Genomic DNA, 21485 nt, shown 5'->3' with positions numbered 1-21485 from the left:
GGGAATGATTTTTGTCAATTAGTATCCCTCGATAGCAATTCTGTAAAAAATTACTGGAAATCAGCTCTAAATAACGATCTGACAAATAGTAAATTTATGGAGATGAAAAATGCTTGGTGCCACAACTAGGATTGTTACGATTTTCACTATGATAATACTACCATATTCCGCATTTTCTTATCCGATATTTAATATTTCTCGTTCTGCGGAGGCAGCTATTGAATCGGCTGAAGCCAGTAAATTGATAATTGAATCCATTCAAAATATTATGAGAACATTCTTACTTGCTGAATCTGGCGAGCTAGATCCGACATCACCGATTTTCAACGGAATAAATAAACGACTTCAGTCCTCACGATCAATAATTGACAATATACTCGAAAAAAAACTCGCTCCCGCAATAAACTTAGACGCTCTAGAACTATCGGAGAGAACGATACTTTCTAATTTTTTAGAAGGGCGTGACCTCTCTATTGAAGCAATAGAGAGCGACCCGAGCCTCCTCATATCCGCGTATTCAGAGGAAATAAAAAAGCTAGAAGTTTCGATCAGTACAGCGCAAGCATTAGAAAAACCTTCCGAAAATGGCTTAGATAGTACAGCCTCGGAAATTGGAATTATTATTGGCGATCTGATTTCGATAGGTGGCATTATATCAAAAGTATTCGCATAAAATACAGATATCTAACAGAGCTCCCCTTTAATAGTTTATGCGCGCCTTGAAATCCTCGGGCTCGAAAGCGACCGGCTCGCCGCTCTCCACGCCTTCGGTGATCGCGGCCTGAAGCAGTTCCGTCGCCGCCTGCCGTTCCTGATCCTTGCGGATCAGATCGCGGACATAGTCGCTGGCATTGCTGTAGCGCCCGTCGGCGCGCTGGCTTTCCACCCACGCTTTCATGGCGTCGGGAAGCGATACGTTCATCGTCGCCATGATTTCCGCCTTCCAGTGTAACCCAAAAAACCGGGCTTTGCCCCACCCAAGCTTGCAAGATAGCCCAGGTTCCGAGAATGGCAAACTTTGCCATACCCGAACAAAGCGCCCGTCGCCGCCCCCCCTACCGCGCCATGCCGTGATATTCCTCGTTCGGCCGCATGTCGGTCGCGGCTGCCACGCGGTTCGACATGTTGAAGAACCCCGTCACGCTGGCGATGTCCCAGATGTCGCGGTCGGAAAAGCCCGCGTCGCGCAAGACCTGTCGGTCGGCCTCCACGATCTCCGCCGGTTTTTCCGTCAGCTTCACGGCGAAATCGAGCATGGCGCGCTGCTTGGGCGTGAGATCCGCCACCCGGTAGTTCATCACCATCAGTTCGCCAAGCTTGGGATCGCCGGAATATTGGCGGACCGCCGCCCCGTGCGCGGTGAGGCAATAAAAACAGTGGTTCACGGAGGAGACCGCCACCGCGATCATCTCGCGCTCCAGCTTCGACAATGACGAGGCTCCCAGCATCAGGTCGTTGTACATGTCGGTGAAGGCGCGCAGCTTCACGTCGTCGAAAGCGTAGGCCTTCAGCACGTTGGGCACGAGACCCAGCTTTTCCTCGCACTTGTCGAAATAGCGCGCCGTCGCCTCGCTCACCTCGCCCCCGCCCCCGTCTGCGCCAAGATCAAGTGCCGTCACGCGCGTGTCGAATTTGGCTGTCATATCGCCTGTCATCCGCTTCCTCCCGGGTGCCTGTTCTGGTTCCACGCACAAGGGACAAGCGGTTTTTCGGTCGCCGCCTTGCACGAGGTACCAGAGCATGCCGAAATGACGCCGTTGCGGCAATCGACTCGTACTCCCTCGTAGAACTCCGCAGGTGGCCTTGAGGGATTTTTTTACAATTCAGGGGCTTAGCATTACCACAACGGGTTGACCCCGCCTCAAGCTGAAGCACATCCTTCAGCAAACGCCGCTTTCGCAGCCGCCCGGGCGGGCCTGCACGCAACGGCCCACAAGAAGGACTTCCGAATGACGGACCCGAAGGAAACGCGCAAGAGCCAGCTTCTCGAGGCCATGCGTCACGAGCTTTCCGGCGGCGGCAATGGAGAAGATCTCGGCCAGTACGCCCAGGCTCTTTTCAGGCACGCGGCGGCGGAAGACATCGTTCCCTATTCGGCGGAGGAACTCGCCGCCTTCGCCCGCACCTCGTGGAATGACTTCGCCACGCGCGCTCCGGCCACGCCCCGCATCCAGGTGTTCAATCCCGATTTCGCCACCAGCGCCACCCGCCATCACCACGTCACGGTGATCGAGGTCGTCAACGACAACATGCCGTTCCTGGTCGATTCCATCATGGGCGAGGTCCAGGACAGCGGCCTCGACGTGCATCTCATGGTGCATCCGATCGCGAACGTGGAACGCGACGCGGCCGGCGCGCTTGTCTCAAGCCAGGCCAAGGGCGAACGCACCACGAAGGAAAGCATCGTCCATATCCACGTCGCGCGCATCGTGTCGGCGGAGGTTCGTTCCGGCCTCGCCCAGCGGCTGGACGATGTGGCGCGCAACGTGCGCCTCGCCGTCAACGACTGGCAACCGATGCGTACGCGGCTCGCCGAAGCGGTCGATGGCTATCGCCGCACACCGCCTCCCGGCGTCTCCGGGGAGGAACTGGAGGAAGCGATCGAATTCCTCGACTGGCTGCAGGACGACAATTTCACCTTCCTCGGCATGCGCGTCTACCGCTTCGAGGGCGGGGTGGAGGCGGGTGCGCTCACCCGCGAGCAGGGCACCGGGCTGGGCGTCCTCACCGACCCCGGCGTCTACGTGCTGCGCAAGGGCCGCGAATTCGTGGTGATGACGCCGGAAATCCGCGAGTTCCTGCTGAGACCGCAGCCGCTCATCATCTCCAAGGCCAACGTCAAGAGCCAGGTCCATCGTCGCACGCACATGGACTATATCGGCGTGAAGCTGTTCGAAGAGGACGGCCGGCTGGCGGGCGAATTGCGCATCGTCGGCCTCTTCGCGGCCACCATCTACACCGAATCCGTGCGCACCATCCCGTATCTCGGACGCAAGGTGGAACGCTGCCTCGCCACCGCCGGCTACGATCCGCACAGCCACTCGGGGCGCGCGCTGGCCAATATTCTGGAAGCCTATCCGCGCGACGAGCTCTTTCAGGTCAACGACGCGCTGCTTCTGGAAAACGCCGACGCCATACTCCAGCTTCTGGAGCGTCCGCGCATCCGCATCCTGCCGCGCCGCGACGAGTTCGACCGCTTCGTCTCCATCCTCGCCTTCCTGCCGCGCGATCGCTACAACACCGACGTGCGCATCCGCATCGGCGACTATTTCGCCGGCATCTACGAAGGCCGCGTCTCCGCCTGGTATGTGACCTACCCCGAAGGCCCGCTGGTTCGCGTCCACTTCATCATCGGCCATTACGAGGGCACCACGCCCGATCCCGATCGCGAGGAGCTGGAAAGCGCGGTGGCCGGCATCGTGCGTACCTGGGCCGACGACCTGCACGCCGCGCTTGACAAGGTCTACGAGCCGGAGGAAGCGCGCACGGTCGCCAATCGCTACCAGGAGGCCTTCCAGGCCGGCTACAAAGAGGCCTTTGACGCCTCGACCGCGCTTGCCGACATCGCCATCATCGAGGCCCTGAGCCCCGCAAACCATACGGCGATCGATTTCTACCGCCGCGAGAGCGACGGCGACCACCGGGTGTCGCTCAAGGTCTATCACCACGAAACGCCGATCCCGCTTTCGGCCCGCGTGCCGATGCTGGAGAACATGGGCTTTCGCGTCATCAACGAGCGCACCTACCGCATCACGCCGGCGCAAGGGCAGATGTCCTATCTGCACGATCTGACGCTCGATTCCCGTTTCGAGGCGCCGCTCGACCTGCACGACGACCTTCTGCGGCGGCTGGAAGGGCTGTTCATGGCGGTGTGGAGCGATACGGCGGAGAGCGACGGCTACAACGCGCTGGTGCTTTCGGCCAATCTCGGCTGGCGCGACATCGCCATGCTGCGCGCGCTCTCGCGCTACCTGCGCCAGATCCGCGTGCGCTATTCCGAGGACTACATGTGGGGAACGCTCGGGCGCTACCCCGCGGTCGCGGCCAAGCTGGTCGAGCTCTTCCATACCCGCTTCGACCCCGGCCATTCCGACGCCGACGCATCGCTCAGCGCCGCCCGCATCGAACATGAGATCATGGCCGCGCTCGACGACGTCTCGAGCCTCGACGACGACCGCATCCTGCGCCACTTCATGGCGGTCATCGCCGCCATGCTGCGCACGAATTTCCACCAGCCGACGGCCCAGCGCGAACCGGGTGACGCGGACGTGCCGGTCTTCGCCTTCAAGGTCGATCCGCACCGCATCGAGGGCATGCCGCAGCCCAGGCCCTTCCGCGAGATCTTCGTCTACAGCCCTCGCGTGGAAGGCCTGCACCTGCGCTTTGGCAAGGTGGCGCGCGGTGGCTTGCGCTGGTCCGACCGGCCGCAGGATTTCCGCACCGAGGTTCTGGGCCTCGTGAAGGCGCAGCAGGTGAAGAACGCCGTCATTGTGCCGGTCGGCGCCAAGGGCGGCTTCGTGCCGAAATGGTTGCCGGCCGGCGGCACGCGCGAGGAAATCTTCGCCGAAGGCACGGCCGCCTACAAGATCTTCGTCTCAACGCTGCTCGACATCACCGACAATCTCGATGGCGACACGGTGGTGCCGCCGCCCGACGTCATCCGCCACGATGACGACGACCCCTATCTGGTGGTGGCCGCCGACAAGGGCACCGCGACCTTCTCCGACACCGCCAACGCGATTTCAGAGGCGCACGGCTTCTGGCTGGGCGATGCGTTCGCGTCGGGCGGCTCGGCCGGCTACGATCACAAGAAGATGGGCATCACGGCACGCGGCGCGTGGGAGGCGGTCAAGCGCCACTTCCGCGAGATGGACATCGACATCCAGACCACGCCCTTCACCGTGGTCGGTGTCGGCGACATGTCCGGCGACGTCTTCGGCAACGGCATGCTGTTGTCCGAGCAGATCCGGCTGATCGCGGCCTTCGACCATCGCGACATCTTCATCGATCCCGATCCCGATGCGGCATTGAGCTTTGCCGAGCGCAAGCGACTGTTCGAGATGGGCCGGTCGTCCTGGCAGGATTATGATGCGACGAAGATTTCCGAAGGCGGCGGCGTGTTCTCCCGCCAGGCGAAATCGATCGACCTTTCTCTGCAAGCCCAGGCAGCCCTTGGCCTTTCCAAGCCGCGTGCCGCGCCGTCGGAGATCATGAGCGCGATCCTGCGGGCAAAGGCCGATCTGCTGTGGTTCGGCGGCATCGGAACCTATGTGCGCGCCACAACGGAGACGGACGCGGATGCCGGCGACCGCGCCAACGACGCCATCCGCGTTACCGCCAAGGAGCTCAACTGCAAGGTCATCGGCGAGGGCGCGAACCTCGGGGTCACCCAGAAGGCGCGCATCGAGTATGCCCGAAAGGGCGGGCGCTGCAATTCCGATGCGATCGACAATTCGGCCGGCGTCAACTCCTCCGACATGGAGGTCAACATCAAGATCGCGCTCGGCGCGGCAGTGCGCTCCGGCCGGCTGACGATCCCGGCCCGCAACGAGCTCCTCGCCTCCATGACGGATGAGGTGGCGGACCTGGTGCTTCGCAACAACTACCTGCAGACGCTGGCGATCTCGCTCTCGTCGCTACGCGGCATGGAGGATTTCGGCTATCAGGCGCGCATGATGCGCCAGCTTGAATCGCAAGGCCTGCTCGACCGCTCGGTGGAGTATCTGCCCGACGACCTGACGCTCGAGGACATGGCCAAGACCGGCACAACGCTGACGCGGCCGGAAATCGCCGTGCTGCTGGCCTATGCCAAGCTGACGCTGCACGACGTGCTGCTTTCCTCCGGCGTGCCGGACGACGCCTATCTCGGCCAGGAACTCTTCCGCTATTTCCCGCCCGAAATGCAGGAACGCTACCACGAGGAGATTTCCGGCCACCGGCTGCGCCGGGACATCATCTCCACCATGCTGGCGAACTCGATCATCAACCGTGGCGGGCCGACCTTCCTCACCCGCATCGGCGACCAGACCGGCGCGGACGCGGCGCAGATCGCGCAGGCCTTCGCCGCCGTGCGCGGCTCCTACCGGCTGATCACGCTGAACGGCGAGATCGACGAGCTGGACGCGAAGGTGCCGGGCACGACCCAGCTGGAACTCTATTCCGCCGTGCAGGACCTGGTTCATGACCAGACAGTCTGGTTCCTGCGCGAGATCTCGTTTGGCGAGGGGATCGAGGCGGTTATCGGGCGGTTCCAGGCGGGCATCGCCCTTCTCTCCCCGCGCCTGCCCGACATCCTGCCCGACGCGCTGCGCACCCGCATCGCGAAACAGGGCCGCGAATGGGAACAGGCGGGCGTGCCGGCCTCGCTCGCCAACCGCATCGCGCGGCTCGGCGTCGACATGATGATCCCCAACATCATCCTGATCGCCGAGCACGCGGGCCGCGCGCCGGAAGAGGTGGCGCCGGTGTTCTTCGACGTCTCCTCCACCTTTCGCATCGGCCGCATCGACGCGCTGGCCCAGGATCTCCGGATCTCGGACTACTATGACGGGCTGGCGCTGGACCGCGCCCGCTCCACGCTCGCCGCCGCCCATCGCCGCATCACGGCGGAGGTGCTGAAATCGGCCGACGGCAAGATCGACCAGGCAATGGACACCTGGGTCGCCGCCCGCAAGGAAGACGTCACGCGCACCACGCGTGCGGTGACGGAAATCACCGAGACGGACGCACTGACGGTCTCGAAATTCTCGGTCGCCGCGAGCCTGCTGGGGGATCTCGCACGCGGGTGAATGAAGACCGGGGTTACGTGGCGCGCGCGGAACCGGGACGCACGGGCGAACCGTTTCCGGCTAAGGCGCCCTTTCCCGCCTTCGCGTCCTGTTCGATAAAGGGGGCGGGACATGATCCCCCGGCCCGCCCCCTTTGGACACTCCTGCCGTGACCACGACCGACACACTCGATCCCTGGAAGCAGACCTTTGCGGGCATCACCATGATGTGCGCGGGGGTGGCGCTGCTTTGCGTCAACGATGCCCTGGCCAAGACGCTGATCGAGACCTATTCGCCCTTGCAGATCCTGTTCCTCCGCAACAGCTTGGCCCTGCCCTTCGCCTTCGTGCTGGCGCTCGCGATGGGGGGCACGGCGGGCTTGCGCACCTACCGGCCACAGGCCCATGCGCTGCGCGGCGTCTTGTGGATCTGCGCGACGATCAGCTTCTTCACCGGCCTGAAATATCTCGGGCTCGCCGAGGCGACCGCCCTCGTCTTCGCCGCGCCGGTGTTCATCACCGCGCTTTCGGCGATCCTGCTGCGCGAGCGGGTCGGCTGGCGGCGCTGGCTGGCGGTGCTTGTCGGCCTTGGCGGCGTGATCATCGTCGTGCGGCCGGGCGGCGCGACCTTCCAGACGGCCTCGCTGCTGCCCATCGCGACGGCCTTCCTCTACGCGCTGCTGATGATCAGCGCGCGCTGGGTGGACAAGCGCGAGAGCGTGTGGACGCTGCTGTTCTATCTCACCGCCACCAGCGCCGTGATGAGCGGCGTCATCGTCCCGTTCGTGTGGATCGGGGTCCGGGCGCAGGACATCTGGCTTTTCCTCGGCGTGGCGACCTTCGGCACGGGGGGCATCACGCTGATCACCCAGGCCTTCCGCTTCGCCCCGGCGGCGGTCGTCGCGCCGATGGATTACACGGCGCTGATCTGGGCCACCGCGCTGGGCTGGCTCATCTGGCACGAAATCCCCGACGCCGCGACCTATCTCGGCGCAGGCGTGATCATCGCCAGCGGCGTCTACATCGTGCTGCGCGAAAGACGGCTGAGCCGGCGCGGGTAGGACGGCGCGCGTAGGAAACGGTGCCTCGCGCGCATGTGGGGCGCGGACGAGCGGGTTGTGCTGGGGTTAGTTCGTGCGGAAAAGACACGGGGGAATTTCGGCCCGGAGCGGACGCCAGGCGCCCATGGGCGGAGGGCCGCTTTGTGCCCCATTTTGGTCGTTGTGGTCAATTCGGCGACCTGCCGAAAGCTGTCATTGCCCGCGGTGATATCGGAAGCCTGAAGCTGTAAGGGCGTCGACATCTACACCGCCATCAACCCGTGAGCCAGCTTCACCAATTCATCCTCAAACTCTTGTGTTCCAAAATAGGCCGTCTCCTCCATAGCCGCCGAGCGGATCACACCGACGATTGCGCGAGTGAGGACGTAGGCTTTGACCGGGGTCATCCCGGACCCGCCAGCATCGCCGCCTTCGGTTCCCGCCGCCAGGACCTCCTTCATTGCAAGGTCGACCGGGAATGTCAGCTCCTCCGTCAGGCCGTTGGCGATCAAGGCTTCGATGAGAGCCTTTCGCGTACGCAGGCGCCCTTTGAACCCCTGAATAAGGGCATGAATGCTCACGCGCAAAGGATCCACGTTCTCGCCTGCGTCCATGGGCGGTGACATTCCCGCGTTCACCGCCTCGCCCGTGAGTGCCAGTTCCTGGCGCGCAAGAGTGATCAGGATGGCGTTCTTGTCGGGGAAATACTGGTACAGCGTTCCAATGCCGACACCGGCAAGTCGGGCGATGGCATTGGTTGTAGCCGCTCGGGGCCCTTCGGCCTGCAAAATCCGAGCTGCGGCTTCCAGTATCGCGTCAACGGTCGCCTGCGAACGGGCTTGCTTCGGATTTTTCCTATAATAATCAATGGATTTCATCATGCGCCCCGTCGCAGTGGCTGGTTTCTGAATGCGAGTTTAAAAACATGAGCATTGCTCATATTTTAAGCTCACAACATTCAGTTTCAAGCTCGAAAGGAGCTTCAGATGAAACTTTCACTTCTGCTGTTTGCGCTGTCGATGAAGCTGCGCTTCGCGCGTCGCAACAACGAGCTGCTACGCAGCCGGTTGCAGGCGCGCACCGCCTCGATCTGGATTCAGACCGAAGATCATCGCGTCGGCCGCGTATTCGTTCTCGGCAAAGGACAGGTCTTCACCAGGTCCGGTGGGCGGGGCGACGCCGACGTGACGATGATCTGGAAAGACGCTGACATTGCGTTCAAGGCGATGACCTCCCGCGACCCGCAGGCCGTCGCGAGGGCCCTTGAAACCGCAGACCTTCGCCTTGTCGGGGATGCTTCGGTGGCGCAGTGGTTCGCCAGCCTGATCCAGGCGATGAAGGGGCCGAGCGCGACGCCGACCTCGGCAGAAAAGGTGGCCGTCATCGGTCTTGGCAAGATGGGCGCCGGTCTGGCGCATAACATACAGAAGAATGGCATTCCGCTCGTCGTATTCAACCGCACCGCGGCGAAGGCGCAGGCGTTTGTCGATCACGGTGCGCTCTTGGCAAAAAGCCCGCGCGACGCAGCCGCTCAAGCCAGCATCGTCGTGACCAGTCTCATGGACGACCAATCCGTGCGCGACATCGTCACGTCGCCTGATGGCATTCTGGCGGGTCTGGCACCCGGGGGCATTCACTTGTGCGCCACCACCATCTCGCCCGATCTGGCGAGGGAGATGGCTCAGCTGCACCGCGAACACGGCACGCACTTCGTGTCGGGCGCCGTCGTCGGACGCCCGCGCGCGGCTGAAGCGGGAGACCTGATTACGCTCATGGCCGGCGACAAAGAGGCGGTGGAGCGCTGCAAGCCTGTCTGTGCGACCTATTCCGGCATGACCATGGTTCTCGGCGAAGACCCCGGCCTGGCCAATCATGCGAAGCTGTCGGTCAACTATTTTGCCGTGTCCAACATGGAGCTGATGGGTCAGATCTACGCCTTTGCTGACGCAGTGGGCATTGATCGTGCCTTTTACGGCCGGCTGTTCGACGCCAGCTATGCCAATCCGACGCTCAAGTTGTACGCGGCAAAGATACGCGACCAGGAATTTCAGACAGAGGTCGGATTTGAGCTGGTTGGTGGCCTAAAGGATGTGAAGCTCATGCGCGCGGTGTCCGAGGCGACCTCACGCTCGCTGGACTACGCACCGCTCATCATCGAAAAGATGGAAAGGGCCGTTGAACGCGGTCGGGCTCATTCCGACTGGAGCGTCTTCACTGAAGTCCCCTGTGACAGGTAGCGTTGCTTATCTCGCCCTGTAGGATGTCCGTTCTCACTTGTTCGAAGTCCAAGAGCCGCCAGTCCGCTACCGCCCCCATCCCTGCCCCATCTCCTCCCAACAACAAATCGGCCCTGCGCAGCGGCGGTGAAGCATCGGCTTGCGACGGCCGCACCATGCCCCTCGATGCCCGGTACGACCGCCGTCCACACATCAGGCCAGCCGGGAAAAACGGCGCGCCAGCGCATCCGTCTCGGCATGTGCGCCGCGATCGTGATCACGCGGCGCCAGGGCCGGATCGCTCCGTTCAGGCCGGATCGCTCTGTTCAGGCAGGGCGCCCCGTTCAGGCAGGGCGCTTCGGTTTGCGGCTCTTGTGTTTCGACGGCTTGCCGCGATCGACCGCGGGGGCCTTGTGCTTGCGGGGCGGCTTGCTGCCGTCCGGCCTGAATTTCGGCTTCCCTTGCCTCGGCATTGGGCGCATCTCGCCGGCCGGCGTGATCCTGATGCCTTTCTCGAGGCTGCCGGGCTGCTCGATCTGCTCCGCGTAACTGGCGGCCTTGTCGGCGGAAATCTCGAAACGGGTTTCGGTATCGTCGATCCGGATCGCACCGACATCGCGTCGCGTCACGCCGCCGGCGTTACAGATCATCGGCAGCAGGAATTTCGGATCGGCGCGCTGCTTGCGCCCAAGCGAGATGGTGAACCAGACACCGCCCTGCATGTCCGGGCCGCGCGGCTCGCGAGACGGCGCGCGCTCCTCGCCCGAGCGCCGGACACGTCCGGAACTCCTGATCTGCAAGGCTTCGGCGGGAAGCGGCGAGAGTTCCTCGGGAACGGGGTGCGCGGCCATTTGCTGGCGAAGGAACGCCGCCGCGATACGCTCAGGCCCGACCCGGTCCAGCAATTCGGCGACAAAATCCGCCTCCTGCTCGTCAGGCTTCTCGGCCGAGGCGGCGGCATCGAGGATGCGCTGGCGGTAGTGCGCCTCGATCTCCGCGATGCCGGGCGCCGCGCGCACGGTCGCCGTCAGCTGCGCCATTGTGAGCACGCGCTGGGCAGCCCCTCGCCGGTTTTCGGGAACGATGAGCACGCAGACGCCCTTTCGGCCGGCGCGGCCGGTGCGTCCGGAGCGATGCAGCAGGGTTTCCGGGTTGCTCGGCAAGTCGGCGTGGATCACGAGGTCGAGGTGCGGAAGGTCGATGCCGCGCGCCGCGACATCGGTCGCCACGCAGACGCGCGCGCGCCCGTCGCGCATGGATTGCAGCGCATTCGAGCGTTCCGATTGCGCCATCTCACCCGAGAGCGACACGGCCGCGAAGCCGCGATTGACGAGGCGCGCCGTGAGATGGCGAACCGCTTCACGCGTGTGGCAGAACACCAGCGCGCTCGTGCTGTCGGAATCCAGCAGCGTGTTGATGATGGCGTGCTCGCGCTCGTCGCGCCGCACCAGCATCAGCTGATATTCGATATCGGCGTGCTGCTCGGTGGACGCGGTTGTCGCGACACGCACCGCATCTTTCTGCACCGTCTTGGCCAGTTCGGCGATACCGCGCCGCACCGTCGCCGAGAACAGCAGTGTCCGGCGGTCTTCTGGCGCCGCGCCGAGGATGAATTCCAGATCGTCGCGAAACCCCAGGTCCAACATCTCGTCGGCTTCATCGAGCACCACCGCGCGAATGGCGCTCAGGTCCAGCGCGCGGCGTGTGATGTGATCGCGCAGACGTCCGGGCGTGCCGACGACAAGATGCGCGCCGCGTTCGAGCGCACGGCGTTCGTTGCGGATATCCATTCCGCCCACGCAGGTCGCGATCCTGATTTGCGTCGCGGCGAAGACCCAGTCGAGTTCGCGCTGCACCTGAATGGCGAGTTCACGCGTGGGGGCGATGATCAGGCCCAGCGGCGCGTCGGCTGCGCCGAAGCGCTCGGCGCTTCCAAGCAGTGTCGACGCGATCGCTATGCCGAAGGCGACGGTTTTTCCCGAGCCTGTCTGCGCCGAGACGAGAAGATCGGCTTCGCGATACTCTTCATTCGTCATCGCCAGTTGAACCGGCGTCAGCTGACTGTAGCCTTTCGCCTCCAGCGCGGAAGCAAGGGCCGGATGTATGGCTGCGATCGGGGATGTGGGGGTAGAGTCGGTATTCGGCGTCATGGTCACCATCTTTGTTGGCCGCCGAATATCATAATGCGCGCCCTTTGGGCAGCGATAGTTTGCCGGAGATCGCCGCTCTGTGGCAAACTGCGCCGATGACGACACCATCCGAACAGACCCCCAAGGGGCGAAACCGGCATGGTGCCTGGGCACGGGCCGGGCAATCAGATCGCATCAAACGACCGCTCCCCGGACCGGGTAGTTTGGTAGCAACCGACCGAAGGCAGCCCCCTACTCCCCACCGCCCCAACGATCCTCGAAAACCATATCGGCCAGCGCATGCTTGTGGGCCCAGCCATGGATCTCCAGTTCCGGGGTCTCATAGAGTTCGCGCACGTGGCCGAGGCACAGGTAGGCGACGGGGACGACATGGTCCGGCAGGCCCAGAATGCGCCGAAGGTCCGCCTCGTGGAAGATGCTGACCCAACCCACCCCGATGCCTTCCGCGCGCGCCGCAAGCCACAGGTTCTGCACCGCGCAGACCGTCGAATACAGGTCCGTGTCGGCGGCATGCGTGCGCCCCAGCACCACCGGCCCGCCACGACGGCGGTCGCAGGTGATGCACAGATTGAGCGGCGCCTCGCTGATGCCCTGGAGCTTGAGATCGGAGTATAGCGCGCGCCGGTCGCCCTCGAACATCTCGCGCGCTTCCGCGTTGGCGCGCTCGAAGGCGCCACGCACGGCGCAGCGCACGGCATCGTCGCGGATGAGGATGAAATTCCACGGCTGCGACAGCCCGACGGACGGCGCGGCATGCGCCGCGCGAAGAATGCGCGACAGCACCGCCTCGTCGATCGCATCGGCAAGGAACTGCCCGCGCACATCGCGGCGTTCGTGAATGGCGCGGTAGACGGCGGCGCGCTCGGGCGCGGAAAACGGCCCGGCCGGCTTCAATGCGCCCGTTTCCGTTCCGCCGGTTTCGGGTCCAAATGGCTTCATGACATATCCCCTGTCCGAAAAGCCTGCTGCCCCCTCGCCGTCCGCGCGACGGGGCCTGTGGTGTCCGGCCGGTCTTCTGACTTGGCATCCTCCCAAAGCGGCGCCTTCCCGGCTCGTTTCGGGTTTCCCCCGCAAGCCAGTGGCCTTTGCCGCCCGGTCCGCCTTACAGCGTTGGGCACGTCACGGATTTCCACCGTGTTCCCGATTATCCGCGACGCTTCACTGCGCCGGGCACCGAACGCCATGTTGCTAGCCGCCCCGCGCCCGACATGCAACAGCGCGAGGGCCAACGCAAAGCCGGCCTTTTGCGTCATGCGGGAAAACCGGTGTCGCGGGAGATCGCGAAACCACCAGCGACACACCTGCCCGACGCAGGGCTTTCCCCATTCCCTCTGCCTGCCTTTCCCCTTTCCTCCCCCACCGTCACCCCGTAAACAGGAACCGGACCCAACCACCCCGCCCGGAGGGCGCGCCCTGAGCACTCTTTCCCCCGCCCCGGACAAACCAGCAGCCTCGCCCGCGGCTCTTGCCTCCTGGGTAATGTTCGACTGGGCGGCGCAGCCCTATTTCACGCTCATCACCACCTTCGTCTTCGCGCCCTATTTCGCCGCGCATCTGGCGGCAAGCCCGGCGGAAGGCCAGAGCCTGTGGGGCTATGCCACCGGGGCTGCCGGGCTCGTTATCGCACTCGCCTCGCCGTTCTTCGGCGCGGTGGCCGATGCGGCCGGGCGGCGCAAGCCGTGGATCGCCGCCTTCTCCGTGATGCTGATTTGCGGCGCCGGCGCGCTGTGGTTCGCAGCTCCCGGCGCGCCCGGCGCCATCGCCATCGCGCTCGCCGCCTATGCGCTGGCAAGCCTGGGCGCGGAATTCGCCACCGTCTTCACCAATGCCATGATGCCCGATCTCGTCGGCCCGAAACGGCTCGGCCGGCTTTCCGGCATCGGCTGGGCGACGGGATATCTCGGCGGCTTGTTGAGCCTCGTCGTGGTGCTCGGCTTTCTCGCCGCCGATGCGCATACCGGGCGGACATTGCTCGGCCACCTGCCCGCCTTCGGGCTCGATCCCGCCACCTTCGCGGGCGACCGCGCTTCGGGACCGCTCACCGCGCTGTGGTATGTCGTCTTCGTGGCACCTCTTTTTCTGTTCGTGCCCGATACGGCGCGCAAGATGCCGGTCGCACACGCCATGGGGCTGGGCTTCACGCGGCTCAAGGCGAGCCTCGCGCACGCGCGGAGCGACAAGACCCTGTGGCTCTTCCTCGCCGCCTCCATGGGCTACCGCGATGCGTTGACGGCGCTCTTCGCCTTCGGCGGCATCTACGCGGCCGGCCAGCTCGGCTGGCGGACGATGCAGATCGGCCTGTTCGGCATCCTGCTGACGATCACAGGAACGGCCGGAGCGCTGGCCGGCGGCTTTCTCGACGACCGGCTGGGGCCGAAGCCGGTGCTGGTCGGGGCGATGGCGATCCTGATCGGCTGCTGCATGGGCATCGTCTCCATCGACCGGGACACGATCCTCTTCGTCATCGATGTCGCTCCGCCCGAACCGGGGCATCTGTTCGCCTCGGCGCCGGAAATACTCTATCTGGTGCTGGGCGGGCTGATCGGCGCGGCGGCCGGGCCGTTGCAGGCGGCCTCGCGCACGCTGCTCGTGCACCTCGCTCTGCCGGACAGGATCACCGAAACCTTCGGCCTCTACGCCTTCGCCGGCAAGGCGACGAGCTTCATCGGCCCGGTCTCCGTGGCGCTCGTCACTTCCATCTCGGGCAGCCAGCGGATCGGCATCTCGGCCATCATCGTGCTGTTCGTCGTGGGTGCGGTGCTGCTGGCCAAAGTGCCGGCGCGGCGCGCGGCGCAGGGTGCGGCTCTGTGAACGGGACGGGAGTGTTTCGGCCGAAGGGCGCGCGCGGTGCGAGAAGGCGAAGAAGGCCGGCAACTACAACACGCCGGACGGGCGCGCCACGGCCAGGGTCCGGTGCAATCCGAACCTGCCTTTTCACAAGACCTTCTGGAAGGAGCGCGCCCGCCAGCAGGACTGCCTGCGAAAGACGGGCGCGCTGTGCAAGCGATAGGGTGCCTCAGCTCACCGCGCGAACGCCGCCCAGGAAGCCGTCGACCTCATCCTTAAGGCGTTTCGCCTCGTCCTGCAGGACATGGGCGACGGAGCCGACCTGACGCGCCGCGCTTCCGGTTTCGTTGGCCGACTGGGAAACGGAGACGATGCTGCGCGCCACATCCTGGGTGCCGGTAGCGGCTTCCTGAATGTTGCGGGCGATCTCGTGCGTCGCCTCCCCCTGCTGGTCGACCGCGTGCTGAATGCTGGCGGCGATCTCGTTCATCTTCTCGATCGTCTGGGTGATGCTCTCGATCGCTTCCACGGATCCGGCCGTCTCCGTCTGCACCGACTGGATCTGCGTGGCGATCTCCTCGGTCGCGCGGGCGGTCTGGTTGGCGAGCTCCTTCACTTCCGCCGCGACCACGGCGAACCCCTTGCCGGCCTCGCCCGCACGCGCCGCCTCGATGGTCGCGTTCAACGCCAGCAGGTTCGTCTGCTCGGCCACATCGTTGATGAGCTTGACCACCTCGGAAATGCGGTTGGCCGCCTGGGCGAGCCCCTGGATCTTGCCGTTGGTGGTCTGCGCCTGTTCCACCGCCTCGCCGGCAATGGACGCGGAGAGCTTCATCTGCCGTCCGATCTCGCCGACGGAGGCCAGCAGTTCCTCCGCGGCGGAGGCGACGGCCTCCACATTGGCGGAAGCCTCTTCGGATGCGGCGGCGACCGTCGAACTCTGCCGGCTCGTCTCGTCGGCGCCGTGCGACAGCATGTCGGAGGCGTCGTTGAGGTCGGACGACTGGGCAAGCACCGTCTGGATCAACGCGGAGACCTTCTGGTCGAAGTCGTTCGACAGCTGGCCCACCTTTTCCGCACGCGCGATCTGCTGGCGGCGCTGCTCTTCCTGCTCGGCGGAAAGACGCTCGCCCTCCGCAAGCTTGTTGCGGAACACCTCCAGAGCGCCGGCGATCTCGCCGATCTCGTCATGCTTTTCGGTGCCGGCCACCGGCGCGTCATACCGCCGGTCGATCAGCGCCTGGATGCTCTGGAGAACGGAATTGAGCGGACGCCGCACGACGCGGGTGCTGACCGCATAGATCGCCAGCCCGACCACCAGCATCAGGCAGAGCCCGACAAGGCCCGTCATGGTCATGATGTTCCACGAAGCCTCGCTCAGCGTGGCGGTGGGAACGGAAACCATCACCGCCATGCGCGAGGCGCCGTCGCCGATCGGCGCAGGCACGATGATGCGGCGCACCGCACTCTGGAGCGAATTGGAGTAGCCCACATAGGAATAGGGCGTGCCGTTCTTGATCGCGGCAAGCGCGGCGGCGGAGTGTTCGGCATCCGCGGGGGAACGCCCTTCCGCCCAATCCTTGCCGAGAAGGCTCGCATCGGGATGGGAAATCCACTTGCCTTCGTGGGAAAGGAGGTAGACCGCCCCCGTGCCAAGCGGCTTCAACGCGTTGAGGTTTTTGGAAAGCGGTGTCAGCATCAGATCGACGCCGGTGACGCCGATGACCTTGTCATTGTCGCGCAGCGGAACGGCGAAGGAAACACCCACAACCGTCTTGCCTCCGGCCTCCCAGCTATAAGGCTCGGTCACGAACGGCTTGCCCGTTCTGGCGGGCACATAATACCAGCCGTCCTCCGTCCCCAGATCAATGATCGGACGATAGCCGAGCTTGCCTTCCCCATCCCGGTAGAAATAGGGGCTCCACTTGCCGTCCCAGGTATCCTTGTCGTCCTTGAACTCGCCGTCGCGTCCGTCAAGCTGATTGTCGACGATCGTGCCCCAGGCACCGGAAAGCTGCGGGTTCTGTTCGGCCACCCGCTTCACCGCGGCGGTCCATCCCGCCCGGTCGGTGACGCCGCTGCTCCGCATACCGGTGAGCGAGGCCGCCATCGCCTTGGCGACCGAGAGGCCGTTTTCCAGCGTGCGGCGAACCATCTGCGCCTGTTCCCGGGCAACCGCCTCAGCCTGCTGTGTCGCCAGATCCCTGGTGACCGTGGAGGCCTGCCAGCCAATAATGCCAATACCGATCAACAGCACGACAGCAAGGGCTGCGACACTGGTGACGACAAGTTTTGTCGCGACACTCGACTTCTGGAACATCAATCGACTCCGGAATACCCTGAGAACAGGGGAGAATTTGGAGCCTTGATATTTAACAACCTACTCTTTCAGATTTATGAATGTGTTCTCTCGTCTACTTTATCGATAGCATCGTAAGTATTTATACCTAATATAGAACTCTTATAAGTGACGTTACGTTACTTTTCTAAAATATTCGTTTATTCAAAAATGGAGGAAATACTTCACCGGGATTCTGTGACCCCGCACGCGGACACTCCTGGGCGGATCATCGTCACGGACAATCCCTGAGCGACAAGCACCGGAGAGCACGCGCGTTCCCCGCCCGGGCATTACAGCCGGGGCGGGGAATGTCGTGTCTCAAGACGTTGGGAACATCGCTTTTTTCGCGATGCCCGGAGCTTTTCCGATCAGTGACGGAAGTGACGCATGCCCGTCATCACCATGGCGAGGCCCGCCTCGTCGGCGGCGGCGATCACTTCGTCGTCGCGCATCGAGCCGCCCGGCTGGATGACCGCCGTGGCCCCCGCTTCGGCGGCCGACAGCAGCCCGTCGGCGAAGGGGAAGAACGCGTCGGAGGCCACCACGCAGCCCTTGGTGAGCGGTTCGGCCAGGCCGGCGGCCTCGGCCGCATCCAGCGCCTTGCGCGCCGCGATGCGGGCACTGTCCACCCGGCTCATCTGGCCGGCGCCGACGCCGACAGTCGCCCCGTCCTTGACGTAGACGATGGCATTGGACTTGACGTGCTTGGCGACGCGGAAGGCGAACTTCAGGTCGGCGAGTTCCTGCGCGCTCGGCGCCCGCTTGGTCACCACCTTCAGCTCGACATCGTCGATGTTGCCGTTGTCGCGCGACTGCACCAACAGGCCGCCGGAGACAGACTTGAAGAACACGCCGCTGCTGCGCGGGTCTGCCATGCCGCCGGTCAGCAGCAGCCGCAGGTTCTTCTTCTTCGCCACCATCGCAATCGCCGCCTCGTCCGCATCGGGTGCGATGATCACCTCGGTGAAGATCTTGACGATCTCAGCCGCTGCTTCCTCATCCAGCTTGCCGTTCAGCGCGACGATGCCGCCGAAGGCGGAGACCGGGTCGCAGGCGAGTGCCTTGCGGTAGGCATCGGCAAGCGAGGCGCCTTCCGCCACGCCGCAAGGGTTGGCGTGCTTGATGATGGCAACCGCCGGGGTGCGGGCGGGATCGAACTCGGAAACCAGCTCGAAGGCCGCATCGGTGTCGTTGATGTTGTTGTAGGAAAGCTGCTTTCCCTGAAGCTGGCGGGCGGTGGAGACACCGGGCCGGGCCTCGCCGGTCTTGTAGAAGCCGGCCTTCTGGTGCGGGTTCTCGCCATAGCGCATGACTTCCGCCAGCTTGCCGCCGAAGGCGCGGTAGTCGGGCGTCACGTCGTCCAGTTCCTGCGCGAACCAGCCGGAAACGGCGGCGTCATAGGCGCCGGTGCGCGCGAACGCCTTGGCGGCGAGCTTGCGGCGCGCCTCAAGCGGCATCTTGCCGTCATGGGCGTCGAGCGCTTCCAGCACATTCGCATAGTCGGCCGGATCGACCACGACGGAAACATAGGCGTGGTTCTTGGCGCCGGCGCGGATCATCGCCGGACCGCCGATGTCGATATTCTCGATCACCGTCGCCGCATCCGCGCCCGAGGCCGCAGTCTCCTCGAAGGGATAGAGATTGACGACCAGCAGGTCGATGCGCTCGATGCCGTGTTCTTCCATCGCCAGCGCATGCTCGGCATCGTCGCGGATGGCGAGCAGCCCGCCGTGAACCTTGGGATGCAGCGTCTTCACCCGGCCGTCCATGATCTCGGGAAAACCGGTGACCTCGGAAACGTCGGTCACGGCGATGCCGGCCTCGGCGATCGCCTTGCAGGTACCGCCGGTGGAGACCAGCTCGATGCCCTTTTGCGAAAGCGCGCGGGCGAAATCGATCAACCCGGTCTTGTCGGAAACGGAAAGAAGCGCGCGCTTCACGGTTACCAGCTCGGGAACCGGAACGGCCTTGGACACGACGGTCATGGAATCAGCCTCGTGGGAAGAGTGGTGCGGGAAAGGGATTGGCCGCGCTCTAGCACGAATGGACGGACACCGGAAGGTGGGTTTGCCGGCTTTGCGAGGAATGGAGGGGTGGCGAGGGGAAACGGGGGGAAATGGAGGAGGGATGGAGCGGCTGCGCCGCACCGATTTCTGGATTCCGGATCGACGTTCGGCTGCGCCTCACTTGTCCGGAATGAGGGAGGTTGGGTTTGGCTTCAAGCCAGCCACTTGCTCCTCATTCCGGGCGGTCTGCGGCAAAGCCGCATGGCCAGACCCGGAATCCAGCGCAAAAAGCGCGGCGAAGCCGCTCCGCGATCTCTTCCGGGTGGCGCAAGGAAGTCTCTAGATCAGCGTCTCCACCGCGTCCTCGTCCGCCTGCCCGCGTCGCCTCTGCGGCTTGGCGGTGGCCGTGCGGCGGAAGACCCAGGCGACATCGCGGCGATGGCGCAGGCGTTCGTGGATGACGATCTGCTCGGTGTGGCGGTGGCCGTGAACGTCGGAGAGATAGATCGATTCCTCCAGCGACACCTGGGCGTCCGGCGCGGTGAATTCCCACGCCTCGCCGTCGGCGCACATCAACAGCACCGCCCCTCCCCCGCGCACCAGGCTCGCCTTGATGCCGGGATGGAGATGGAAGCGCACCACGTAGCGGTCGTGATCGCCCGAGGCGAGCGTGCCCACCGGCTCCAGCCTGTCGCACCCCTCCAGCACCGATCCGTCGCGCGCGAGGCGGATGGAACGTTCGTGCCGCACGCGCTGGGGCGCATAGCCGTTGTGGCTGGCCGTGATGTGAATGCCGGCGTCATCCTCCTCGCGGGTCACCGGAACCGAGGTCGGACCGGCGACGATCAGCGAGCCCAGCCAGCGGGTCAGCTGGTCGCCCGCCATGAAACGGCACGAGGAGGTGGAATTGTATTCAAGCGTGGAATGGGCGGCGGTCGAACGCGCCACCTTGCGCCAGGTCTCGTGGCCTTTGCCCGAGACCCCGCAATTGACCACGATGCTGTTGCGCCCCGACGACATCTCGAAGCTCAGGCAGCCGGCATGGGCGAGCTGGCTGATGGTCGGCGGCGGCGGGCGGCCGGTATCCATCACCATCAGCGTGTCCGCCGCCACAAGCCGCTGATAGCCGGAATGGGCGGCATCGGCAGGCGGCGTGCCGCGCGCGTCGTCATAGGCAAGCACCGTGGCGACCAGATCGCCGGACGTCGCGCCCATGCCGTTGAAATGCGCGAACGACCCATCGCCCATGCGGAAGAAGCGGATCATCGGCATCATCCGGTCCACCGCATCCATCACGGCCTGGCTGGGCGGCTGGCCCTGGCTTGTAAAGGCCTGGCGAATGGGCAGGAGATCGGTGAGGATTTCCAGAACCGCGCCGGGATTGCGCGAGATATGGCCGCCATCGGGAAGGATCTGGCGCGCCAGTTCCTGATCAAGCCGCTTCTGGGAGAGGCGGGCGAACCGCCCCTGCCCGGACATGGAAATGGAGGCGGCGGCGATCGCCATCGTGACCAGAAGTCGGGGCTGGCCGTCGGGCGCCTCGTTCACGGTCTTGCGCAGGAAACGGACCTGGCGGGAGAGCGATTTCAGGAACCGGCGGTAGAAGTCGCGGTCGCAGTTTTCAAGCAGCAGCGGCGATTGCGACAGCCAGGACAGAACGCGCCGGGCGACCACGCCGGGCTCCCAGGCATAGGCATGACGCCGGCCGACGAGCCGGATCCATTCATCGATGAGCGCACGCGCGTTGGAGCGCGCCATCGCGGTTTCCGCGGCGCGCAGATGGCGCAGCCAGCCGAAGCCGTGCAGGGCGCGGGCCCAGTCGGGCGACGGCGGATTGACCTCGAAGGGAGACTGGCCGCCAGCCTCGACGAAATGACCGGAAAAGACGAACCGTCCGGCATAGATATCGACGGCAATGGTAGGGTCGGCGGTACGCAGGTCCTGCGGGGCGATCAGCAGGCGTGCGGGCACCGCGTTGAAGGGCGCGAACGCCGAAGCCGGGCCGCCATGCATCCAGCGCAGTGTCGCGCGCCAGGCGTGCGAGGCCACGAGCCGCCAAATCCGTGCCTGATCGGACATGGATTCGAGCGCCATCACCGAGCCGCCTCCTGACACATTCTCCACCAAACCGGGTATTCCCTCGACCAGATACAAGCCAAAGCGGCGACACGTTCCGCGC

13 protein-coding genes and 1 riboswitch are annotated in these 21485 nt (G+C 64.4%); of the genes, 5 read left to right on the top strand and 8 right to left on the bottom strand.

What is annotated here, in order from left to right; genetic code table 11:
- The first annotated feature begins 109 nt into the window (after positions 1 to 109).
- Positions 110 to 673, top strand: a complete 564-nt coding sequence (locus C8N35_RS23645) for a hypothetical protein (RefSeq protein ID WP_146177380.1) — start codon at positions 110 to 112, stop codon at positions 671 to 673.
- Positions 674 to 700: 27 nt separating this feature from the next.
- On the opposite strand, the gene C8N35_RS10920 is transcribed toward C8N35_RS23645, so the two are convergent.
- Together C8N35_RS10920 and C8N35_RS10915 are read right to left on the bottom strand one after the other, a co-directional pair.
- A complete protein-coding gene (locus C8N35_RS10920; protein WP_107989729.1) occupies positions 701 to 931 on the bottom strand; it encodes a type II toxin-antitoxin system ParD family antitoxin in 231 nt (76 codons plus the stop codon).
- Between the two features lie 124 nt (positions 932 to 1055).
- On the bottom strand, positions 1056 to 1643 hold the full coding sequence (locus C8N35_RS10915) for a peroxidase-related enzyme (protein WP_107989972.1): 588 nt from the start codon (positions 1641 to 1643) through the stop codon (positions 1056 to 1058).
- Between the two features lie 306 nt (positions 1644 to 1949).
- On the opposite strand from C8N35_RS10915, the gene C8N35_RS10910 reads away from it, so the two are divergent.
- On the top strand, positions 1950 to 6788 hold the full coding sequence (locus C8N35_RS10910) for an NAD-glutamate dehydrogenase (RefSeq protein WP_107989728.1): 4839 nt from the start codon (positions 1950 to 1952) through the stop codon (positions 6786 to 6788).
- A gap of 148 nt (positions 6789 to 6936) precedes the next feature.
- Complete coding sequence (locus C8N35_RS10905) at positions 6937 to 7827, top strand: DMT family transporter (protein WP_245926756.1); 891 nt, start codon at positions 6937 to 6939, stop codon at positions 7825 to 7827.
- A gap of 242 nt (positions 7828 to 8069) precedes the next feature.
- Here the strand turns inward: C8N35_RS10905 and C8N35_RS10900 are convergent, their stop codons facing one another.
- The gene (locus C8N35_RS10900) at positions 8070 to 8687 is read right to left on the bottom strand and encodes a TetR/AcrR family transcriptional regulator (RefSeq protein WP_107989727.1); all 618 of its coding nucleotides are present in this window, start codon (positions 8685 to 8687) and stop codon (positions 8070 to 8072) included.
- Between the two features lie 105 nt (positions 8688 to 8792).
- Between C8N35_RS10900 and C8N35_RS10895 the strand changes: the two genes are divergently transcribed.
- A complete protein-coding gene (locus tag C8N35_RS10895; protein WP_107989726.1) occupies positions 8793 to 10043 on the top strand; it encodes an NAD(P)-dependent oxidoreductase in 1251 nt (416 codons plus the stop codon).
- Positions 10044 to 10366: 323 nt separating this feature from the next.
- Here C8N35_RS10895 and C8N35_RS10890 read toward each other — a convergent pair whose 3' ends face one another.
- Positions 10367 to 12172, bottom strand: coding sequence for a DEAD/DEAH box helicase (locus C8N35_RS10890; RefSeq protein WP_107989970.1), 1806 nt, complete (start codon positions 12170 to 12172; stop codon positions 10367 to 10369).
- 231 nt (positions 12173 to 12403) lie between these two features.
- The gene (gene bluB / locus C8N35_RS10885; RefSeq protein ID WP_107989725.1) at positions 12404 to 13111 is read right to left on the bottom strand and encodes a 5,6-dimethylbenzimidazole synthase; all 708 of its coding nucleotides are present in this window, start codon (positions 13109 to 13111) and stop codon (positions 12404 to 12406) included.
- A gap of 49 nt (positions 13112 to 13160) precedes the next feature.
- Positions 13161 to 13358: riboswitch (cobalamin riboswitch) on the bottom strand.
- Between bluB and C8N35_RS10880 the strand changes: the two genes are divergently transcribed.
- Positions 13355 to 14983, top strand: a complete 1629-nt coding sequence (locus tag C8N35_RS10880; RefSeq protein ID WP_342753497.1) for an MFS transporter — start codon at positions 13355 to 13357, stop codon at positions 14981 to 14983. (Overlaps the previous riboswitch by 4 nt.)
- A gap of 205 nt (positions 14984 to 15188) precedes the next feature.
- On the opposite strand, the gene C8N35_RS10870 is transcribed toward C8N35_RS10880, so the two are convergent.
- From C8N35_RS10870 to C8N35_RS10860, 3 genes are all read right to left on the bottom strand, one after another.
- Complete coding sequence (locus tag C8N35_RS10870; protein WP_107989722.1) at positions 15189 to 17279, bottom strand: methyl-accepting chemotaxis protein; 2091 nt, start codon at positions 17277 to 17279, stop codon at positions 15189 to 15191.
- Positions 17280 to 17668: 389 nt separating this feature from the next.
- Entirely contained in the window at positions 17669 to 19285 is a 1617-nt protein-coding gene (gene purH, locus C8N35_RS10865; RefSeq protein ID WP_107989721.1) for a bifunctional phosphoribosylaminoimidazolecarboxamide formyltransferase/IMP cyclohydrolase, read from the bottom strand.
- Positions 19286 to 19645: 360 nt separating this feature from the next.
- Positions 19646 to 21400 (bottom strand): heparinase II/III family protein, encoded by a 1755-nt coding sequence (locus C8N35_RS10860; RefSeq protein WP_107989720.1) that lies wholly within the window; start codon positions 21398 to 21400, stop codon positions 19646 to 19648.
- Positions 21401 to 21485 lie beyond the last annotated feature (85 nt).

The organism is Breoghania corrubedonensis, from assembly GCF_003053845.1.
GTDB lineage: Bacteria > Pseudomonadota > Alphaproteobacteria > Rhizobiales > Stappiaceae > Breoghania > Breoghania corrubedonensis.
This window is presented reverse-complemented; position numbering and strand designations above follow the sequence as displayed.

Excerpts from the sequence above, each read along its gene's own strand:
- C8N35_RS23645 (WP_146177380.1), top strand. The coding sequence starts at position 110 with ATGCTTGGTGCCACAACTAGGATTGTTACGATTTTCACTATGATAATA.
- C8N35_RS10920 (WP_107989729.1), bottom strand. The coding sequence starts at position 931 with ATGGCGACGATGAACGTATCGCTTCCCGACGCCATGAAAGCGTGGGTG.
- C8N35_RS10915 (WP_107989972.1), bottom strand. The coding sequence starts at position 1,643 with ATGACAGCCAAATTCGACACGCGCGTGACGGCACTTGATCTTGGCGCA.
- C8N35_RS10910 (WP_107989728.1), top strand. The coding sequence starts at position 1,950 with ATGACGGACCCGAAGGAAACGCGCAAGAGCCAGCTTCTCGAGGCCATG.
- C8N35_RS10900 (WP_107989727.1), bottom strand. The coding sequence starts at position 8,687 with ATGATGAAATCCATTGATTATTATAGGAAAAATCCGAAGCAAGCCCGT.
- C8N35_RS10895 (WP_107989726.1), top strand. The coding sequence starts at position 8,793 with ATGAAACTTTCACTTCTGCTGTTTGCGCTGTCGATGAAGCTGCGCTTC.
- C8N35_RS10890 (WP_107989970.1), bottom strand. The coding sequence starts at position 12,172 with ATGACGCCGAATACCGACTCTACCCCCACATCCCCGATCGCAGCCATA.
- bluB (WP_107989725.1), bottom strand. The coding sequence starts at position 13,111 with ATGAAGCCATTTGGACCCGAAACCGGCGGAACGGAAACGGGCGCATTG.
- C8N35_RS10880 (WP_342753497.1), top strand. The coding sequence starts at position 13,355 with ATGTTGCTAGCCGCCCCGCGCCCGACATGCAACAGCGCGAGGGCCAAC.
- C8N35_RS10870 (WP_107989722.1), bottom strand. The coding sequence starts at position 17,279 with ATGTTCCAGAAGTCGAGTGTCGCGACAAAACTTGTCGTCACCAGTGTC.
- purH (WP_107989721.1), bottom strand. The coding sequence starts at position 19,285 with ATGACCGTCGTGTCCAAGGCCGTTCCGGTTCCCGAGCTGGTAACCGTG.
- C8N35_RS10860 (WP_107989720.1), bottom strand. The coding sequence starts at position 21,400 with ATGGCGCTCGAATCCATGTCCGATCAGGCACGGATTTGGCGGCTCGTG.